This is a genomic window from Aneurinibacillus thermoaerophilus (assembly GCF_900099925.1).
Classification (GTDB): Bacteria; Bacillota; Bacilli; order Aneurinibacillales; family Aneurinibacillaceae; genus Aneurinibacillus; species Aneurinibacillus thermoaerophilus.
Map to the genome: position 1 here is coordinate 184,384 of NZ_FNDE01000002.1, position 20,129 is coordinate 204,512.

General features: G+C 47.6%; 16 protein-coding genes and 1 tRNA gene. 14 read left to right on the forward strand and 3 right to left on the reverse strand.

Annotated features, from left to right (window positions below):
• Positions 1-18: 18 nt before the first annotated feature.
• The 11 genes from queC (at position 19) to BLR88_RS02270 (ending at position 11,315) form a co-directional block, all read left to right on the forward strand.
• A complete protein-coding gene (gene queC / locus BLR88_RS02220) occupies positions 19-705 on the forward strand; it encodes a 7-cyano-7-deazaguanine synthase QueC (RefSeq protein WP_057899609.1) in 687 nt (228 codons plus the stop codon).
• A gap of 17 nt (positions 706-722) precedes the next feature.
• Positions 723-1,151, forward strand: coding sequence for a preQ(1) synthase (queF, locus tag BLR88_RS02225; RefSeq protein ID WP_057899608.1), 429 nt, complete (start codon positions 723-725; stop codon positions 1,149-1,151).
• Positions 1,152-1,161: 10 nt separating this feature from the next.
• Positions 1,162-1,368, forward strand: a complete 207-nt coding sequence (locus BLR88_RS02230) for a YqgQ family protein (RefSeq protein WP_322787634.1) — start codon at positions 1,162-1,164, stop codon at positions 1,366-1,368.
• 158 nt (positions 1,369-1,526) lie between these two features.
• On the forward strand, positions 1,527-4,076 hold the full coding sequence (locus tag BLR88_RS02235; protein WP_057899607.1) for a transglycosylase domain-containing protein: 2,550 nt from the start codon (positions 1,527-1,529) through the stop codon (positions 4,074-4,076).
• 74 nt (positions 4,077-4,150) lie between these two features.
• Positions 4,151-4,492 carry a hypothetical protein gene (locus BLR88_RS02240; RefSeq protein WP_057899606.1) on the forward strand — a complete coding sequence of 114 codons (342 nt, stop codon included), beginning with the start codon at positions 4,151-4,153 and terminating at the stop codon, positions 4,490-4,492.
• 86 nt (positions 4,493-4,578) lie between these two features.
• Entirely contained in the window at positions 4,579-5,982 is a 1,404-nt protein-coding gene (locus BLR88_RS02245; protein WP_057900401.1) for an RsmB/NOP family class I SAM-dependent RNA methyltransferase, read from the forward strand.
• 60 nt (positions 5,983-6,042) lie between these two features.
• Complete coding sequence (locus BLR88_RS02250; protein WP_057900400.1) at positions 6,043-6,756, forward strand: pseudouridine synthase; 714 nt, start codon at positions 6,043-6,045, stop codon at positions 6,754-6,756.
• Between the two features lie 112 nt (positions 6,757-6,868).
• Positions 6,869-8,341, forward strand: coding sequence for an alkaline phosphatase family protein (locus BLR88_RS02255; RefSeq protein WP_057899605.1), 1,473 nt, complete (start codon positions 6,869-6,871; stop codon positions 8,339-8,341).
• Between the two features lie 394 nt (positions 8,342-8,735).
• A complete protein-coding gene (liaF, locus tag BLR88_RS02260) occupies positions 8,736-9,539 on the forward strand; it encodes a cell wall-active antibiotics response protein LiaF (protein ID WP_057899604.1) in 804 nt (267 codons plus the stop codon).
• 12 nt (positions 9,540-9,551) lie between these two features.
• Positions 9,552-10,646, forward strand: coding sequence for a sensor histidine kinase (locus BLR88_RS02265; RefSeq protein ID WP_408863338.1), 1,095 nt, complete (start codon positions 9,552-9,554; stop codon positions 10,644-10,646).
• 21 nt (positions 10,647-10,667) lie between these two features.
• Positions 10,668-11,315, forward strand: a complete 648-nt coding sequence (locus tag BLR88_RS02270; protein WP_057899602.1) for a response regulator — start codon at positions 10,668-10,670, stop codon at positions 11,313-11,315.
• A 64-nt stretch (positions 11,316-11,379) separates the two neighbouring features.
• Here BLR88_RS02270 and BLR88_RS02275 read toward each other — a convergent pair whose 3' ends face one another.
• Together BLR88_RS02275 and ilvD are read right to left on the reverse strand one after the other, a co-directional pair.
• Positions 11,380-12,495 (reverse strand): L,D-transpeptidase, encoded by a 1,116-nt coding sequence (locus BLR88_RS02275; RefSeq protein WP_082706076.1) that lies wholly within the window; start codon positions 12,493-12,495, stop codon positions 11,380-11,382.
• Positions 12,496-12,622: 127 nt separating this feature from the next.
• Positions 12,623-14,299: a dihydroxy-acid dehydratase gene (gene ilvD, locus BLR88_RS02280; protein WP_057899600.1), complete on the reverse strand. Its 1,677-nt coding sequence runs from the start codon at positions 14,297-14,299 to the stop codon at positions 12,623-12,625.
• Positions 14,300-14,645: 346 nt separating this feature from the next.
• Here ilvD and BLR88_RS02285 point away from each other — a divergent pair, with 346 nt between their 5' ends.
• Both BLR88_RS02285 and BLR88_RS02290 read left to right on the forward strand, forming a co-directional pair.
• A complete protein-coding gene (locus tag BLR88_RS02285; RefSeq protein WP_057899599.1) occupies positions 14,646-16,547 on the forward strand; it encodes an OPT family oligopeptide transporter in 1,902 nt (633 codons plus the stop codon).
• 194 nt (positions 16,548-16,741) lie between these two features.
• Positions 16,742-16,833 (forward strand) — tRNA-Ser (locus BLR88_RS02290).
• 148 nt (positions 16,834-16,981) lie between these two features.
• Here BLR88_RS02290 and BLR88_RS02295 read toward each other — a convergent pair.
• Positions 16,982-17,377 (reverse strand): hypothetical protein, encoded by a 396-nt coding sequence (locus tag BLR88_RS02295; protein ID WP_091259832.1) that lies wholly within the window; start codon positions 17,375-17,377, stop codon positions 16,982-16,984.
• Positions 17,378-17,572: 195 nt separating this feature from the next.
• Between BLR88_RS02295 and BLR88_RS20300 the strand changes: the two genes are divergently transcribed.
• Positions 17,573-20,071 (forward strand): DNA translocase FtsK, encoded by a 2,499-nt coding sequence (locus BLR88_RS20300; protein ID WP_269465347.1) that lies wholly within the window; start codon positions 17,573-17,575, stop codon positions 20,069-20,071.
• The last annotated feature ends 58 nt before the right edge of the window (positions 20,072-20,129 follow it).

The window sequence follows — 20,129 nt, forward strand, 5'->3', positions numbered from 1 at the left end:
TAAAGGGGGAAAAAGACGGTGAAGAAAGCAGTAGTTGTGCTGAGCGGTGGTCTGGACAGTACGACTTGCATGGGAATTGCCCGCGATGCGGGATATGAATTATATCCGTTGACGTTTCACTATGGCCAGCGCCACGATCGGGAAGTAGAGCAAGCGAAGAAAATTGCTGCCTTCTATCGTGTACCGCATCACCGAATTGTTACGCTTGATTTTTTGAAGCAGATCGGTGGCAGCGCGTTGACGGATGAAACGATCGCTGTGCCGGTAGGAGGTGTGAACGAAGCCGGGGAGAATGATATTCCGTCTACGTATGTGCCGGCGCGCAATCTGATTTTTCTCTCATTGGCTACCGCGTATGCGGAAGTGGTCGGAGCGGAAGTCGTTTATATCGGCGTTAGCGCTGTTGATTATAGCGGCTATCCCGACTGCCGGCCGGAATTTATTCGCGCGATGAATGAGACGATCGGTCTAGCGACTAAAGCGGGCATAGCCGGTGCAGGCATCCGGATTGAAGCACCGCTTGTGCATTTATCCAAGAAAGAAACGATTGAATGGGGGCTGCGTCTTGGCGTTCCATACGAATTGAGCACCTCGTGCTATCAGGGAGGCGAGGAAGCATGCGGCGAATGCGATAGCTGCCGTCTGCGCCTTAAAGGATTCGCTGATGCCGGAGCTAAAGATCCGATTCCGTATAAGAAACGATAAGAAAGGATGAGTCAACAATGGCACAAGTAGAGCACAATCACGCGAAATATAACAACATTCGATTTGACATTCAGGACGAGTCGGCGATCATGGTCGATATTCTTGAAACCATTCCTTACGAATACGTCGGAAAAAAAACGGAAGTCACCATTCCGACAAGTGAGTTTACATCCGTATGTCCATGGTCCGGTTTGCCGGATTTCGCGGATATTAAGATTACATTTATTCCTAACGAAAAATTAATCGAGATGAAATCGTTGAAATACTATTTGACTTCTTACCGGAATGTGGGCATTTATCAGGAGCACGCTACGAATAAAATTTTGGAAGACCTCGTCAAATTGGCAGATCCGCTGTATATGCGCGTGGAAGCGATCTGGAACGCCCGCGGTGGACTTGGAACGGAAGTTATTGTAGAATACCGTAAGGAAGGATATGAAGGGTAGCGTGCAGTAAATGGATGAAATCAAAACCATCCTTGATGTAAAAGCTTTGCTTCGCCGGTTTGGCATCGTTATTTACACGGGCGACAGGTTGACTGACTATGAATTGTTGGAAGAAGAAGTGCGCGAACTTTATCAGGAGAAGCTTATCAATATTACGGAATTTCGCGCAGCGATGACCGTTCTGCAACGGGCGAAACGGGATAATGAAGAAATATAGAGAAAAAGAGCCTGCGCTACGGCTCTTTTTCTTTTTGCGGATTGCGCGGGAGAATTTTGCAATATTTTGCAACTTTTGTCGGTTTTATGCTGTGTTATTATGTGTATTATTATGTAGTATTGTTATCCTTCCGCATATTTTAGGGGGTTAAACGAAACATGAGGACAAGACGAACAACAAAACAGGGCCGGAAAAAGCGCAAACCATTTTGGAGACGAGGGCCTTGGGGCATCGTGCTTCTGATGACCGCGCTATTCGTCCTGTTAAGCGTTGGAGGCTGTTCGGCGCTGTACATCGCCGGCAACCAGATGATTGACATGAAAAAGCTAGATTTGATGGAGACATCGACGGTATATGATGCTACAGGCAATGAAATTACAAAGCTTTGGGTTGAAAATCGGGAAAAAGTGCCATTTTCTCGAATACCGAAGCACGTTGTTGACGCCTTCGTTGCGACGGAGGACAGCCGTTTTTACGAGCATAACGGGATTGATCCAATCGGGATCGGGCGCGCTATTGTCAAGGACATTATTACACGAAGCAAAGCGGAAGGCGCAAGTACAATTACTCAACAGTTAGCGCGCAATGTGTTTTTGACGAATGATAAAACGTTTATGCGAAAAACGAAAGAAATGATGATCGCGCTGAATCTAGAACGCCAACTTTCAAAACAACAAATTTTAGAAATGTATTTAAACCGCTTCTATGCGGGCGACGGTATTTTTGGCGTGCAGACGGCTGCTAAATATTTTTTCGGTAAACCAGTAGAGCAATTATCGCTGGCTGAAGGTGCGATGCTTGCTGCCTTACCGAAAGCGCCCAACACGTATGATCCGCGCGATCATCCGGATAAAGCGCTCCAGCGACGCAATCTTGTGCTGAAATTGATGCAAGAGAATGGCTATATTACGAAAGAGCAGATGGAACAGGCACAGAAAGAAGAGCTGAAGACGGTGCCTAAACCGACGAAAAAAGCAAATGAAGCGTATCAGGCATACATTGATTACCTTGAGAAAGAAGCCGAGGATTTGCTTGGAATTACTGGCGATCAGTTATACCAAGGTGGCTATCAGATTTATACGTATCTGGATCGCGATGCGCAAAAGGCAATGTTTGAAGAATATGAGCGAGAGAGCAACTTCCCACAAGGAAAATCAGATCAGAAGGTGCAATCCGCCATGGTCATCATGGAGACGAAAACCGGCGGCATCACCGCCATGGTGGGGGGGCGCGATTATGAGCGGAAAGGATTGAACCGTGCTACAGTGAGACTGCAGCCAGGTTCTACCATTAAACCGTTGATTGCTTACGCACCAGCGCTTGAAAAGGGATGGACACCGTATACGATCGTTAAAGATGAAAAGAAGACGTACCGTAAATATAATAACTGGACACCAAGGAACTATCGCGGTGAAGGATACGCGGGAAGCATTACGATGAACAAGGCGCTCGTTGAATCCCGCAACGCCGCAACCGTTTGGACGCTTGATAAGATAGGTCTTTCAACAGGCGTCAGCTACTTGAAAAAGTTTGGCCTTACCGTGGAACCTGATGAAGAAAATAATTTAGCCTTAGCTTTGGGGGGCATGAAACACGGGGCATCTCCAATTCAAATGGCGCAGGCGTATTCCACCTTTGCCAATGAAGGAAAGATGCACAAAGCGCATGTCATTAAGAAGATTACAACGAAGGACGGTACAGTCGTTGCCGAAGAAAAGAACGATGAAATGCAGGTCGTTAGTCCACAGACCGCGTATTACATGACGGAAATGCTTCAGAATGCCGTTCGAGAAGGAACGGGCAGAAAAGCGCAATTCGGCCATCCGCTGGCCGGGAAAACTGGAACGCAGCAGTATGACAGCAAGAGAGTCTCGGGCGGTACGCGCTACGCGTGGTTTGTGGGATATACTCCAGATTACGTTGGCGCCGTTTATATGGGGTATGATAAGACGGACGACGAACATTATTTACGCACGTCAGGAGGCGGCGCGCCTGCTCAGTTGTTCAGCCGCGTGATGCGGAAAGCAATGGAAGGTAAGGAGCGCAAAGACTTTAAGCGCCCAGAAGGCGTGGAGCCGGTGAAACCGCCTGTATCGCTTCCATCGATCAGTGATTTGTCCGCGACTGTCGTGGATGAAGGCGGACTAAAAGTCAAAGTGAATTGGAGCGGCAGCAATGATGATCGGATTAAATATCGTCTGTATCGTTTCCTTGGCTCACCGGCCGACAAGCAATTGATTGCTGATACCGGGTCTTCTAGCTATATGGATGCGTTTGACCCGAATCAGTTATATACGTATGTAGTTGTTCCGTATAACGCGGAAACTGGAGAGGAAGGAACGATGTCCAATATGGCGACGGTAACGGTTCCGGATGTGCTTCCGGGTACGGAGGAGCCGAACAAGTCTCAGGACCCGAATAACCCGAACCAATCACAGGATCCGAACAATCCGAACCCGGCTGATCCAAACCAACCGCAGGATCCGAACAGCTCGAACCCGGCTGATCCGAACCAGCCGCAGGATCCGAACAGCTCGAACCCGGCCAATCCGAATCAGCCGCAGGATCCGGGCAGCGTAAATCCGGCGAATCCGGGCGAACAGAACAAGAACACGGAAGCGCCGATGAAAGAGTGGTCGAATGAAAGGTCGGGCAAGAGTCACGGACGCAAGCACAGCGGTGAAACTTCTCCGGAATACATTCAGTAACTGTCAAGAAAAGTCCGCAAACAGAGCGGGATTTGGTATAATGAAGAGCAAGGAGAAGATAAGGAGGTGTGGTTATGACCACAAGCCGAAATATAGCCCGTTTTTTTGAAGAACAGCTATCCAATGCTAAGACGCATTTTGAACGTGCACTGGATTGTAAACATACAGAGTTTGACGATTTGTATCCGTATATGAATGAACATCCGCAGTTCTTCTGGTATAAACGTTATGTGGCGTGGCAGGAACTCCTCACCGTTGTCCGTCTGGCGAAAGAGCTGGAAATTGAATGGAAGCATCTGTTTACCGACAAGCAGGTGCAGTACATTGAATGTAAAGTATTGGAAGCCCGCGTTTTGGATTACTGGTATGAAAACGACCAGCAGGAGCTTAAAGAAGAAGTAGGCGCTGACGATTAAATGCAATAAAGATAAATAGCAATGCTAAACATAGGGAGGGAGCGCAGCTCCCTTCTTTTTTGCAATATAAGAAAGGCAGAGTGGATATGAAAATTCCTGAGGCTTTTAGTAATAGAATGAAAAAATGGCTAGAGCCGGACGAATATCAAGCGTTCATTGCATCATATGATAACATGCGCGCGCAGGGACTGAGAGTAAATCGACTCAAGATCTGCCCTGACTCTTTTGTTCAGCGGGTAGACTGGCAGCTTGCCCCTGTGCCATGGACGGAAGACGGATTTTATTATCCGGATACGTTCCGCCCGGCTAAGCATCCGTATTATCACGCAGGTTTGTATTATATACAGGAGCCGAGTGCGATGGCGCCAGCCGCCATATTAAATCCACAGCCGGGAGAGAAGGTACTGGACTTATGCGCCGCTCCCGGTGGAAAAACAACGCAGTTAGCAGCCGCCATGAAAGGAAAAGGAATTCTTGTCGTCAATGATAATAATCCAAACCGTGTCAAAGCGCTCGTAAAAAATGTGGAATTGTATGGTGTCACCAATGCGATTGTGACCAATGAAATCCCGGACAGGCTAGCCGAAGTATTTCCTGGGTATTTCGACAGGATTCTCGTAGATGCGCCATGTTCAGGGGAGGGAATGTTTCGCAAAGAGCCGGATATGGTGAAAAGCTGGAGTGAGCAGGCGATTGAGATGTGCTGTGGGATGCAGCACGACATCCTGAAAGGCGCAGCTCGTATGCTGCGTCCGGGCGGCTGGTTGCTGTATTCAACCTGTACGTTTGCACCGGAAGAAAATGAACAGATGATTGCCAAATTTTTAGATGAGCATCCCGATTTTTTGGTTGTGCCGATCCCTCTTTATGAAGGATGGGAACACGGGAGGCCTGAATGGACGCTGAATGCTGGTGCGGACAGTCGGATAAGCGGAACTGCCCGTCTCTGGCCGCACCGGGTGCGGGGGGAAGGCCATTATCTTGCGCTATTGCAAAAGCGGAAAGATGCGGTGGCTACGTCTTTTTCCGAATATACACCTGAGAAAAAATGGAAAAGAAAAGAGCTTGAGAGCTTTTACGTGTTTGTAAAAGAAACGTTACCACAATGGAAAGGGCTTGTAAGTGGGGAATTTGCTGTGACGATGCACGAAGATCGCGTGTTTTTGTCACCGGTTGGGCTTCCGTCGCTTAAGCCGCTTCGCTTGGCAAGACAAGGATGGCTGCTCGGAACGGTGAAAAAGAATCGTTTTGAGCCTTCCCAGGCGTTCGCGATGGGGCTTGTAAAAGAAGATGCGGCTCGTGTCATTGATTTTGCGGCAGATGATCCAGATGTCATCCGGTATGTAAAAGGCGAGACGGTGATGCGCCAAGTCGGAAAAGGCTGGGTTCTCGTCTGCGTGGATGGATTTCCGCTTGGCTGGGCGAAAGGAGCGGGCAATATGCTGAAGAACATGTACTCAGCCGGCTGGCGGTGGCAGGACGGCGCATAGTCGCGCCGCTAACAGATGGGTGCTCTTTTGAAAAAGAATTGGAAAAAGGATGTGGAAACGGTGAGGTTGGATAAACTGTTGGCCAATATGGGATATGGGACACGCAAAGAAGTTAAAAAGCTATGCAAAAGCGGCGCAGTTAAAGTGGACGGTGAGCCGGTAAAAGATAGCAGCATACACGTGAACCCCGATACGCAGGAAGTAGAGATTTACGGAGAAATTATACAGTACCGCGAGTTTGTTTATTTAATGATGAATAAGCCGCAGGGCGTGATTTCGGCCACGGAAGATCTTGTAGAAGAGACGGTGGTAGATTTGCTGGACCCGGAATTTTACACATTTGACGTTTTTCCGGTCGGGCGGCTTGATAAAGATACGGAAGGGTTATTGTTGCTTACAAACGACGGAAAACTGGCTCATGAGCTACTTTCGCCGAAAAAGCACGTACCTAAGCGGTATTTCGCCCGAATAGAAGGACGGGTAACAGAAGCGGATGGCGCGGCGTTCCGCGCGGGTGTGACGCTTGATGATGGATATAAGACGCTACCAGCCGAACTTACGATTCTGTCACAAGGAAGCGTTTCCGAAATAGAGCTAGTTATCTATGAAGGCAAGTATCATCAGGTTAAGCGTATGTTTGAAGCAGTAGGAAAGAAAGTGGTGTATTTGAAGCGAATTGCGATGGGTGCGCTTCAGCTGGACGAAGCGCTTGAGCCTGGTGAGTATCGTGAGCTAACAGAAGCAGAGGTGGAGCTTTTGCGGGAAAAAGTTTAACAGTATCAAGGATCAAAGAGCGCTCGAGAGGCTTAGCAGCCGTCCGGGCGCTTATTTGTATAAATAGAAATGTCAGGAATTGAACATAATGAAAACGAGGCGGTGAACGTATATGAGCAAAAAAATAATTCTACTTCTCATTGACTCGTTTATGCCCCATGTTCTGCAGGAAGCACGGGAAAAGGGGCTTGTTCCGGCTCTTTCTTTTTTGATGGAAAAAGGGGCTTACTGGGATAATTGTGTGACGGTATTTCCTACAATGTCTGCTACAGTGGATGCATCACTCGTCACCGGTGAATACCCGGAAAAACACGGTGTGCAGGGATTAATCTGGTACCACCGACCGGAAGAAAGAGTCGTTAATTATATTAATGGCAGTAAGTCAGTCTGGCGCATCGGGGTAAGCAAATGTACGAAAGATGCACTGATTGAGGTAAATGAAACACACCTTAGCCAGGATGTGACTACAGTATTCGAGGAATTGACAAGGCGGGGAAAAACGAGTGCTTCGTTCAATTTTTCCGTGCATCGCGGTCCTTGTCGTTACCGACTTCGCAAGCCTGGAATTCTTAAACTAATACTAGCCGGCTTATCTTTTGAGCGCATGGTAAGCGGTCCGGAAATATGTACAATCGGCCGGTTTATTGATTCGGAATTTTTGCGCTCGTTTCCATGGAAATGGAGCCATAGTATATTTCAGAAATATGGCTTAAATGATTGGTTTGCCATTGATGCTACCTGTCGTCTCGTAAAAGAAAATAAACTGCCAGATCTAACGGTTGTGTATTTGCCAAACATGGATTATGCCTATCATCGTAAGCCGGATCAAGGGCCGCAAATTTTGGCGAAAGTGGACAGGGGAATTCAACGGTTGCTTGATAGTTTTGGCGGCGGAGAAGAAGCAATTCGGCAATGCAGGTTTATTGTCGTGGGCGATCATGGCCAGACGAAAATCGGAGCTGAGGTGGAAGCAAACATCGACATACCGCAGCATTTTGTCGGCATGAAAATGGCCGAGATGAAGGAAATTAAGCCGGATAGCGACGATGTCGTTATTTGCAATAATGAAAGAATGTGTTACTTTTATCCGCTGAAAGAAGGTGTGCAGGAGGAAACGATAAAACGTCTTTTGCGAGATTCCCGTATTGATGTGCTTGCGTGGAAAGAAAGAGGAGGCGTGCGTGTCCGGCGGGGGGAACAGGAGCTGTTTTTTGCTCCGGGAAATAAGATCGCCGATGAATACGGACGGATGTGGAATACGGAAGGCGATCTTTCCCTTATTGATGCGCGGCAAAAGGAAGAGGGCGGCTCCGTTTTTATTGCGTTCGGAGATTATCCCGATCTTTTTTCACGGTTGTACGGTGCATTGTATGCCCGGGAAGGCGATGTAATTGTAGCCACAGCGGCTCACGGATGCGAATTTTTTACCCCCGATGATCCTGTACATCGCGGCGGCGCAAGCCACGGTTCACTGCATGCGCTCGATTCCTTCGTTGGGCTTATTATTACCGGGGAAACCAAGGAGCGGTTTGCTCGTCCGCGCATTGTAGACTTGAAGTCGTATATTTTACAGCAATTAACATAAGTTTCAGCACAAGCGGTCTGGTTCGCTCGAATGAGGGGATAACATCAGACCGTTTTTTCATCGTTATCCCGTATATTCTTCGTTTGCGTTATAATTAAGAAAAGCCATAGCAAAAACGCATGAGGGACAGGAATCACACTGATTGACATACCGCTCTTCGGCTCCGTCCTGAGACGGAGAAAAAACCAATCCGCAGTCAGTTTTACGTACGGGGTGCAGCCGGCTAAGATAATATAAAGGGATAAAATACTTACGCTTTCTATCCTGAGTGCGTACGGGAGAAGCTCCCGGGATGTATACCCGCCTTTGCTTTTTCATGATCGTATAAGGGTGCTCTGGAAAAAGCGCAGCAGGCATAAGCATGTGAGTTTGTTGCAACATGGGAGGTGGAGAAGTGACGAGAGAATCGCTTTTGTTTTCATATTTGCTGGGAGCTGCTATTATTTTTACCGGGCTGGGTATTTTGTTTGATATGTTAGGCCTGAAAGATTTTAACTTGGTAGGCCTCTTTCCGTTTCTTTTTTTATATTTTGGTTTGAAGTGGTGGAGCCGCGGGAAGAAAATCCGCGGCAGCGTACTTTTGTTTATCGGAATTACGAGTTTTTTTGCTTATTGGTTAAATATTGATCCGGGCCGGATTATGGGACTTATGCTATCCATTTTGTTTATTTATTTTGGCTATCGCATGATTCGCGGGAAAAGCAAGAAAATCGAGATTCCACAATCCTCCAGGCCGGGGGACGGATTGGCTCGTCCGATTTCGCATGAGCCCCTGGAACAAGCGACGGTGTGTGGAGATGAGTTCGGATTTACTTATTCGTTTCATTCTCCGGAGCATAAACATTCGCTTATCGGCAATCTATTTCTTACAGGAAGTCGTTGGCAATTACAGGATATGAATATCTGGCACGGAATTGGAGACGTAAAAATTGATCTATCCCGTGCTTACATTCCGGACGGTGAAACCGTCATTATTATAAATGGGTGGATTGGAGATATTGACATTTATGTACCTTACGACCTTGCAGTATCTTTGACGGCGAGCGTGAATTTCGGCGATATTGATGTGTTCGGGAACAAGCAGGGAGGCATTAACCGCAGCATGACACTTTCAACTTCCGGTTACCTGAACTCGGATAAGCGCGTACGCCTTGTTGTGAGTTTATTAATCGGCGACATTGACGTTATTCAGCTATAGGGGAGGAGTATGGTGTCAGAGCGTAGGCTTGCCAACATTCAGTGGCAATTAATGAGGCGGTTCCTCTGGGGAAGCGTCGGCGCGGCTTCGGTGGGAAGTGTCGTGTTTTTCTTTATCTGGCATGGGGTGGCCAGTGTGCCGATACTGAGGAATTGGTTGTTTGACAAGCTGGGATTTCGGCTTCCGGTTTTTCCCGATCTTTCGTTCGTGCTTGTGCTGCTGCTTTTTCTTTGCATGATCGCTGCGCTTGTTGGTGCGAGTATCGGATATATATATGGAAATTTAATGAAAAAGCGGATTGAAATTTTGCTGCAATCGGCGATGATGATTGAACGTGGACATTTGTCAACAAGGGTGCCTTATCTAGGGGACGATGAAATTGGAAGGCTGGGAGAACGGCTCAATGAGATGACGATCCGCTTTCAGCAGCAAGTGATTTCGTTGCAGCGCTTGTCTGCCCATAATGCGGAGTTGACGGAGCAGGTGAAGCAGGCGGCGGTGACGGAAGAAAGGCAGCGGCTGGCCCGCGAATTGCATGATGCGGTGAGTCAGCAACTGTTTGCCATTTCCATGACGATGGCAGCGGTGAAGCGTACACTGGCTCAAAACCCGAAAAGAGCTGTCCAGCAGGTAGAATTAGTGGAGGAAATGGCGGCAGCTGCCCAAGCCGAGATGCGCGCATTGCTTTTACATTTGCGTCCCACCCAATTGGAAGGCAAATCACTTAAAGAAGGAATTGAGGGATTGCTTATCGAATTGCAGGCAAAGCACGCCCTTTCCTTTTCTTGGCAGATTGAAGATCTTCCATCACTTCCCAAGGGGATGGAAGATCATCTGTTTCGCATTTTGCAAGAAGCATTGTCGAACACGTTGCGCCATGCCAAGGCTAAAAAGGTTGAAGTGAAGCTAACGAGGATACAGAATCGTTTAAGATTGAGAGTAACGGATGATGGAATTGGATTTTCTCAAGGGGAAGAGAAGAAATCATCTTCGTATGGAATGAAGTTAATGGAGGAGCGGGTCGCCGAAATCGGCGGCGTACTGGTCATTTCATCGGCGCCAGGCCATGGAACGATGATTGAAGTAACCATTCCATTTGTCGGATAGAGAAGAAGCGGAGGAGACAATATGAGTGAGTCGATAAAAGTACTGTTGATAGACGACCATGAGATGGTACGGATGGGCTTGGTTGCTTTTCTGTCAACAGAAGAAGGAATTGAAATTGTTGGAGAAGCTAGTAGCGGGGCGGAAGGGCTTAGAATTGCCGAGCAAACAAAGCCGGACGTTATTCTGATGGATTTGGTGATGGAAGGAATGGACGGCATTGAAACAACGCGGCGGATGAGATGTGTCCATCCGGAAGGCAAAGTTATAGTTCTGACGAGCTTTATCGATGACGAGAAAGTATATCCGGTAATCGAAGCCGGGGCTTTCAGTTACTTGCTAAAGACGGCGCGTGCTTCGGAGATTGCCGAGGCGATTCGTCAGGCTTACCGCGGGCAGCCAGTTTTGGAAGCACAGGTGGCGGGAAAGATTATGTCGCGCTTTCGCCAGCGGACAGTGGAGAAAGCGCTGCCGCATGAGCAGTGTACGAATAGGGAACTGGAAGTACTTCGCCTGATCGGGGAAGGCAAATCCAATCAGGAGATTGCGGAAGAATTATATATAGGCATTAAGACGGTAAAAACACACGTTAGCAATATTTTAAGCAAGTTGGGGGTAGAAGACCGGACACAGGCTGCCATTTACGCTCATCGCCATAGAATTTGTAAATAATAGCGATAATAAGAGAAGTACGCACTCCTATTTTGCGCTTGGGTTGGTTTTTTGCTTATAAAAATTAATGTTTCCAGTGGTAGACGTTGCCCGGATTTTCTTCATCTTTGCGCGCTTTTAGATAGAAGCCCGGGGCGTTGGGCTGGTGAAAACCGGGCGCAGCTTTTTCAGTGATGGTGACTTTTGTGCCGATAGAAATCATGCTGAATATCTCTTCAACTTGAAAGTTATGCAGCCTGATGCATCCTTTTGAAACTGCTTTTCCGATTGATGCTGGATCGTTCGTTCCGTGTATGGCGTAGTCGGTGTCACTTAAGACAAGCCCGCGCGTGCCGTATACTTTGCTTTGTGAGAGTGGCTGGTTTACTTTTTTGGTAATAAAATAAACACCGGCAGGAGTACGATCTGCCGCTCCTAGGCCAATGTAGTAAGAACGCACTGTGTAGGGTCCTGCATATACGATCATGCGAAAAGATGGCTGATAGACAACGATCTCAAGCGGCTGAAGTTCAATGCTTGGCTCCGGCATTCCGCCGATGCGGAGCACTTCTGCAATCGTCTGCCACGCCTGCTGAGGATCGAACCGTTCCGGTTGATAGATAATACCTGTATTTTCGAGAGCTGGGGCGCGACCATCATGTATCGGCTGAACGAATGGAATTTGTGATAGATAGTTGTGTGGAAAAGGAGCAGTCAGCGCGTCCAGCTGTTTGGGTAATGTATCATGATACAAATAGTAGTTGTATAGTGCGCTGCGCATCACAAGAAGCTTTTCTAGACTGTTGCGCTGCAGAGCGATCGCTTTTTTAATTCGTTTAACTTCAGGTTGATCGTCGCAGGTACAGAACGGATTGAAAAATGTGATATCTTTTCCCTTGTTATAAGCGATATAAGAAAGCGTATTCGGTTGATAAAAGGGGAGCGGGGTATATACAGGAATAAACCGCACTTGCGGCACACCTACAATGACTGGTTCTTTACCTGGCGGATAATGGCGACGCTCGATATAGCGGTGCAGCTGCTGCTTTAACTGTTCTTGTGTCTGGCCTGTCGGAACACCGATAACTTCGTAGAACGGAGCCGCAGGACGTGCGGGCGCTTCTAGACGCGATTGAGGGAAGAATTGAAAGTAGAAAAATAGCAATACTACAAGAATGATTCGAATAAAATTTACCATCATGAATATCTCCTCGATTTCATCCCAAACTCTTGTGGCTTCGTTTCTTATCTCTATATCATCTATATATCTTCATAGAAAAAAAGATACATAGCATTGCTAGCTATGTATCTCAAGTATCGGCAAAAAATTAGACTTTCATAATACCGCCTGTGCTGGCTGATGTTACAAGTTTGGAATAACGGGCCAGATAACCAGTTTTTACTTTTGGTTCGAAACCTTTCCATTCCGCTTTGCGGCGTTCCCATTCTTCTTCGGGTACATGTACGTCCATACGGCGCGCTTCGATGTCGATGACGATATGGTCGCCATCTTGTACAAACGCGAGTGGTCCACCCTCAGCGGCTTCCGGGGAAGCATGTCCAATGGAAAGACCACGGGAAGCTCCAGAGAAGCGTCCGTCTGTTACGAGCGCTACTTTTGGCCCTAAGCCCATGCCAACGATTTGTGAAGTCGGCGCTAACATTTCCGGCATGCCTGGTCCACCTTTTGGCCCTTCGTAGCGAATGATCACGACATGACCTTCTTTTACTTTACCGCCAGCGATTCCTTCCAGTGCTTCATCCTGTGAATCGAAAACGATGGCAGGGCCTTCGTGGCGCGTGATGCCGCCTTGGATACCGCCCGTTTTGATGATCGCACCATCCGGAGCCAGATTGCCGAACAGAACGGCCAGACCGCCGGTTTCCGAATATGGTTTATCAATTGGATAAATAACGTTGTAGTCTTTAACATCATGGCCAGCGATGTTTTCACCAAGAGTTTTGCCAGTAACGGTCATTGTGTCCAGATGCAGCACTCCTTCTTTTTTAGACAGTTCGTTGAGTACTGCGGATACGCCGCCTGCCGCGTGCAAGTCTTCAATATGCCAGTCGGATGCTGGCGCCAATTTGGCGAGATGTGGTACGCGTGCCGCTACCTCGTTGATGCGTTCCAACGGATAGTTTACGCCTGCTTCGTTTGCTAGCGCGAGCGTATGCAGAACCGTGTTAGTTGAGCCGCCGAGCGCCATATCGAGTGCGAATGCGTTGTCGATCGCTTTTTCTGTTACGATATCACGTGGTTTCAAATCCATTTTGATAAGTTCCATTAATTGCTTTGCAGCACGTTTTACTAGCTCTTTTCGTTCCGGAGCGGTAGCGAGGATGGTGCCGTTGCCAGGAAGAGCAAGCCCCAGCGCTTCCGCCAGACAGTTCATGGAATTAGCGGTAAACATTCCAGAACAGGAGCCGCAAGTTGGACAGCCGTACTGCTCAAGCTCTTGCAGTTGTTTGTCGTCGATTTTTCCGGCTTGGTATGCGCCTACACCTTCAAATACAGAGGAGAGCGAAATTTTGCGTCCATCGCTTGTCTGTCCAGCTGCCATTGGTCCTCCGCTTACGAAGATCGTTGGGATGTTGAGGCGCATTGCTGCCATCATCATACCGGGCGTAATTTTGTCACAGTTTGGAATGCACACCATACCGTCGAACCAGTGCGCTGCCACAACCGTTTCCACGGAATCGGCGATGATTTCCCGGCTTGGCAGGGAGTAGCGCATGCCGATATGCCCCATAGCGATACCATCATCTACACCGATGGTATTGAACTCAAACGGTACGCCGCCCGCCTCGCGGATTGCTTCTTTTACAAGTTTTCCGAACTCTTGCAGATGGACGTGGCCCGGAATAATGTCGATGTAGGAGTTTACTACCGCGATAAAAGGTTTATCGAAGTCTTCGTCTTTGACGCCTGCGGCCCGAAGCAGACTTCGGTGCGGTGCGCGGTCAAACCCTTTCTTGATCATGTTGCTTCGTAACTCTGCCAAGATAAACCCCTCCACTTTTTCTTTTACCAAAATGTCAGAAAAACAAGACATGTAAAAACAGACGGTCTTTTGCCTTGCTTTTCTTAACTTAAAATTTTTATCATTGTACCACTATTTTATTAGATTGTATATTTAGTAAAATTTCTTCTTTTATAAAATTGTAATTTTTTTAATTTTATAAAATTAACATTTTTCGGAATATAAATTTACCTATAACATTTTTTTTAAAATTGGTTTAAAGTATTAGAGGGGTAAAACAAATTAGAGCAGAGCAGAGGTGAGCTAAAAGAATGAAAATTCATTATTTTCTAAAGGAAAGCAAAGTTAGGAGAAGGTGGTGATGTAAATGTCACAGAAATCTAATTCTGGGCAAGAACAAAATCCAGGCGGTTTTGTGCCGTACATTCCTCCGCATGAACATCGACCAGAAATGACGTGGACGGCGCTTATTCTTGGTGGTATTCTTGCTGTTTTGTTTGGTGCTGCTAATGCTTACCTGGGATTGATTGTTGGGATGACCGTGACCGCTTCGATTCCAGCGGCGGTTATTTCGATGGCGATTTTGCGAGGAATCTTGCGCCGCAATTCGATTCTGGAAAATAATACGGTGCAAACGATTACATCAGTCGGGGAATCACTTGCTGCAGGTGTGATTTTTACGATTCCGGCACTATTTATATGGAAGTTGCATCCAAGTCTGACGACGATTGCGATTATTGCGCTTGCGGGCGGAATTCTCGGCATTATTATGATGATCCCGCTGCGTAAAGCGTTAATCGTAAAAGAACATGGAGTGCTTCCGTATCCGGAAGGGACAGCTTGTGCTGAAGTGTTGATTGCCGGAGAAAAAGGCGGCGGGCTTGCCAAGCTTGTTTTCAGCGGGCTGGGAATTGGTGCGCTGTTTAAATTCATTGCTGATGGAATTAAAGCGTTTCCATCCGAGATCGAAACGGGAATCCGCGGTTTTAAAAACGCAGCGGTCGGAATGGATACGCTTCCAGCGCTTCTCGGTGTCGGATTTATTATCGGGCCGCGCATCGCGGGATATATGCTTGCGGGTGCTGTTCTTGGCTGGCTCGGTTTCATTCCGTTAATTAGTTATTTCGGCTCGTTTGCTGCAAATCCGATTTTTCCGGCGGAAGGGCCAATTAGCCAGCTTGGATTTTGGGATATTTGGAGCAACTATTTGCGTTATATCGGAGCCGGTGCTGTCGCGTTTGGTGGAATTGTGAGTCTGTTTAAAGCGATGCCAACCATCGCATCTTCATTCGCGATTGCGCTGCGGGGGTTTAGCAGTACGCGCGGTTCGAATGGAGGGGCAGTGCTTCGCACGGAACAAGATATGCCGATGCCCTATATTATTGTGCTTGTGCTTGTTCTCATTTCTGTCTTGGCTTTCTTCCCGAAGATTCATATTGGCATTCCGGGTGCTTTGCTCGTAATGTTATTTGGCTTTTTATTTGTTACTGTTTCATCTCGTATCGTCGGTATTGTCGGTAGTTCATCCAACCCGGTGTCCGGAATGACGATCGCAGCTCTAATTTTGATTACCCTGGTTTTGAAAATGATTGGCTTCGGCGGAGAAACCGGCATGATTGCCGCTATTACGATTGGGGCGGTTATCTGCATTGCTGCGGCTATGGCCGGAGATACGTCACAAGACTTGAAGACGGCGTTCCTTGTCGGCGCAACGCCTAAGTATCAGCAGTACGCATTAATGTATGGCGTATTTATTACGAGTCTGACCATTGGTTTTGTACTTATGTTGCTTGATCAGGCCTATGGATTCGGTTCGAAAAACTTACCGGCACCGCAGGCAACGTTGATGATGATGGTTGTTGAAGGGATTATGAGTGGCAATTTGCCGTGGACGCTTATCTTTATTGGTGCGGCTGCTGCAGCTATCGTTGAGCTTATGGGAATCGGATCGCTGCCGTTCGCGGTCGGTCTCTATTTGCCGATTCATCTGAGTATGCCGATTATGCTGGGTGGCATTATTCGGGTTTTGGTGGAACGACGCGAGAAAAATGAAGAGATGCGCAAGCAGAAGATTGAGCGGGGGATTTTACTGTCTTCCGGTTTTATTGCCGGGGAAGCGCTCATGGGCATTTTGATTGCCGTCGCAGTGTCCGCAGGTGTTGTCTTGCCGGAAAACCCATTCTTTGGGCCGCTTGTGTCGCTCATTGCGTTTTTGCTTGTTGCCATGATCTTATTTGCTGTGAGTTCAAAAGGCAAGCAAGTATCATAAGCTAAAAAAGTTCAAAACCTCCATATCCTCCTACCGAAGGATATGGAGGTTTTGTCATGCTTGTTGTCAAGCAATTGCCGCATATTTATTTTTTACGATGGTGGAAACGGGGAGTTTTTACGAAAAAATGCTTGCGGTGTTTATCTGAATATGATATTTTCTTGATAATGTTACTTCTAATAGCGTATATATGTGGAGAAGTACCCAAGAGGCTGTAAGGGGCTCCCCTGCTAAGGGAGTAGACGGGTCATGCCGTGCGCGGGTTCGAATCCCGCCTTCTCCGCCATTCCGGGTAAAAGTAAGACGCTGTCGCTTTATGTGACAGCGTCTTTTTTGTGCGATGTTTTGCCGATTCGCCTGCTGTGACGCAAAGCGGCCGTCCTCTCGCATTGGGTAAAAAGGACGGGATATAAGAACGCGGGCTTTTCTTATTTTTAATCGGTTTCCCATGTGATATGATGTTTTCCATTTTCGACATGTTCGAAGGCAAATCGTATTTCATACTCGCCTTCCTTTTCAAAATGAACGCTATAGCCGTCTTGGTATGTTCCGGGCTCGAAAGTTTTTTCAAATACTGTTTTGCCGCCCGGGTCGGTTACGGTAATAGTGACACGGCCTTTTTTGAATTGCAGTTCGTGCAGTTGGATGGCAAGAACGGTATCGGGGATAGACGGCACTTTCCTGGTAATGGTTTTGTTATAAGTTTCATATGTAGCTTTAATTTCTTTATCGGTAATAGATTCTACGGTTTTTGTCCCGTACTCTGTGCATCCTGCAAGCATGAAGCAACATAGCAAAAAAACGAGCAGATGAGTCAAACGTTTTGCCATGGCGCTTTTTCCCCTCCTTATTTTTTGGGTTAATATTTTTTAGCCGTCCTTCCCACCCTTTGTGCGCATTTCCAATATAATACCATTTCATTGCATCGGGCAAGGAATATTTATTTTCTTCTTCTTTCTCAAACCTAGCCAAAGCGAGAAATCATGCTACAATAATTGAGGATGGTGCCTCACTTTTTGGCAAAGGTGGTAAGCAAAGGTGCAGGCGTGCAAGTGATAGATACGGCACAACAGAAGAAGCGAAAGAAGCGGAGAAAGAAAGGAAGAGACGTTCCAATGAACTGGCTTGAACGATTAAAGAGATGGCTTCTGGCAGAGGAAGAATTCAAGAGCAGAGCCGTAAGGGAAGAATATGGGGAACAGGAGTATGATGTTCCCGCCGTTCCAATTGGAAATAGAAATTTAACCATCCGCACGGCCAATATTTATCCGAAGCGGACAATTAAGGGAAAGGAAATAGCTGAACGCATCGAACGACGCCGGGCCGTCCGGCGCGAGGCTTCTACTCCCGCGCCTCGTAGGCCACATAAGGATAACCGGGAAAATTTTAGATTTCCGCTCATTCCCGATGAACCGGAAGCTAAAGAAAAACGCTTTCATTATGAGGAGGAACAAAAGCTAGCTTTTAACGGCCAGTATAAACGAGATCCCTCAACCATTCACCAGGTAAGACGAGACTCTACAGATGGGGAACGCCAAGCCTCTTCTACACATCAAGCGCGGCCAAAAGGAAATGGTTCTTTCCGGCCAACGGAAGTCATATCGCCGATTTATGGTCGTCAGCGCCCGGAACAAAAAAAATGCAAAGAGATAGCGGAATCCCCTGTTCCTGCTTCTAATACTCTTATTCATCCGATGGTTTTAAAAAAATTGAAAATGCCGGACGCTGGAAAGAAAGAAATGGTTTTGGCATCGGTCGAAGAAGAACAGCGGCGACCGGAAGAAGAGGCACCGAAAGCGTATGCGGAGACACTGGAGCATGTGAAGACGTCGGCAGTAGAAGAGAAGAGCCGGATGCATACGCAGGCGAATGATGAAGAAATTGATGGAACGAAGCAGAATTTGCTGGAAGAGCAGCGGACAGAACCGGAGAAGCCGCGGGTACAAATCGGGCAACCGCCTGTTTTTGTGGATGTAAACCGACCAAAAGCTGACGAAGAACCGCGTTTTGTCGAGAGACAGGATGTAAGACTGGGATGTGCAGAATCCGGGGAGGGAATGCCCGCCACGGCTAAACCTCAAACAGGTAAGTACGAAAAGCCGCCTTTTTCCTTGCTGCTTCAACCGCCGCATGTGCAAGCGGAAGACGAGGAGTACATTAAGCGTCAGCGCGAGATACTGGCGACAACATTGCACAATTTTAACGTAAATGCTGAAGTTATTGGTGCCGTCCGCGGTCCAACGGTAACCCGATACGAAATTCAACCGGCTCCAGGCGTAAAGGTAAGTAAGATTACGAATTTGAGCGATGATATTAAGCTGAGTCTGGCCGCACGCGATATCAGGATTGAAGCCCCAATCCCGGGGCGTTCCGCTGTCGGAATCGAAGTGCCGAACGAGCAAAGCATGCCGGTGTATTTGCGTTCGGTGCTTGAGTCGGCCGCATTTTGTGAAGCTTCTTCGCCGCTTACGGTAGCGCTCGGCATGGATATCGGTGGCAAGGTGGTTGTGGCAGATTTGGCTAAAATGCCGCATGGTTTAATTGCTGGATCGACTGGTTCCGGAAAAAGCGTATGTATTAATTGTATCATTTTAAGTTTATTGTATAAGGCAACACCGGATGAAGTGCGCCTGCTTCTTATCGATCCGAAAATGGTGGAACTTGCTCCGTATAATCGCATTCCGCATCTTGTTGCTCCGGTCGTTACCGATCCAAAACAGGCAACCGCCGCGTTGAAGTGGGCCGTACAGGAGATGGATAGCCGTTACGAAAAATTTGCGGAAGCGGGCGCCCGCGATATTTCACGTTATAACGACCTGATGCGCCGCGCGTATCCGGGCGAGGCGGAACGCTTGATACCGAGCATTGTGATTGTGATTGATGAGCTCGCTGATTTGATGATGGTTGCGCCGCACGACGTAGAAGAGTCCATTTGCCGGATCGCGCAAAAAGCACGCGCCTGTGGCATTCACCTTCTTGTGGCGACGCAACGCCCTTCTGTCGACGTTATTACTGGTTTGATTAAAGCCAATATACCAACGCGGATCGCATTTTCCGTTTCGTCTCAAACGGATTCCCGAACCATTCTTGATATGAACGGGGCAGAGCGTTTGCTGGGGCGCGGCGATATGCTGTATTTGTCGAGCGGCAGCTCGAAACCGATACGCCTACAGGGTCCTTATGTATCTGACGAAGAAATTGAGGCTGTGACCGAATACGCAAAAAGCCAAGCTGCACCGAACTATCTATTTGAAAAAGAAGATTTAACTCAGGCGCTGAACAATGAAAGTACGGATGAATTGTTTGCTGAAGTGGTGAAATTTTGCGTCGAGAATGGACAGGCATCTGCTTCACTTCTGCAGCGCAATTTCCAAATTGGCTATAACCGTGCCGCCAGGTTAATTGATATGATGGAGGAAAGAGGCTTCATTTCCGGCTATACAGGCAGCAGCAAACCGCGTGATGTGTTTTTGACGCGTGCGGAATATGACAACATTTTTGCCGGGGAAGGAAGACGGGAGTAGAGCTGATGCCCGCTGTTTCATGATATAATAAAAGGAAACACTCGTAAGGTAAGGAGTT

Bases quoted from the DNA above. Each gene is read 5' to 3' on its own strand.
- BLR88_RS02270 (WP_057899602.1), top strand. From the start codon at position 10,668: ATGAGTGAGTCGATAAAAGTACTGTTGATAGACGACCATGAGATGGTA.
- BLR88_RS02295 (WP_091259832.1), bottom strand. From the start codon at position 17,377: ATGGCAAAACGTTTGACTCATCTGCTCGTTTTTTTGCTATGTTGCTTC.
- BLR88_RS02255 (WP_057899605.1), top strand. From the start codon at position 6,869: ATGAGCAAAAAAATAATTCTACTTCTCATTGACTCGTTTATGCCCCAT.
- BLR88_RS02240 (WP_057899606.1), top strand. From the start codon at position 4,151: ATGACCACAAGCCGAAATATAGCCCGTTTTTTTGAAGAACAGCTATCC.
- BLR88_RS02235 (WP_057899607.1), top strand. From the start codon at position 1,527: ATGAGGACAAGACGAACAACAAAACAGGGCCGGAAAAAGCGCAAACCA.
- BLR88_RS02285 (WP_057899599.1), top strand. From the start codon at position 14,646: ATGTCACAGAAATCTAATTCTGGGCAAGAACAAAATCCAGGCGGTTTT.
- queF (WP_057899608.1), top strand. From the start codon at position 723: ATGGCACAAGTAGAGCACAATCACGCGAAATATAACAACATTCGATTT.
- BLR88_RS02245 (WP_057900401.1), top strand. From the start codon at position 4,579: ATGAAAATTCCTGAGGCTTTTAGTAATAGAATGAAAAAATGGCTAGAG.
- BLR88_RS02275 (WP_082706076.1), bottom strand. From the start codon at position 12,495: ATGATGGTAAATTTTATTCGAATCATTCTTGTAGTATTGCTATTTTTC.
- BLR88_RS02230 (WP_322787634.1), top strand. From the start codon at position 1,162: ATGGATGAAATCAAAACCATCCTTGATGTAAAAGCTTTGCTTCGCCGG.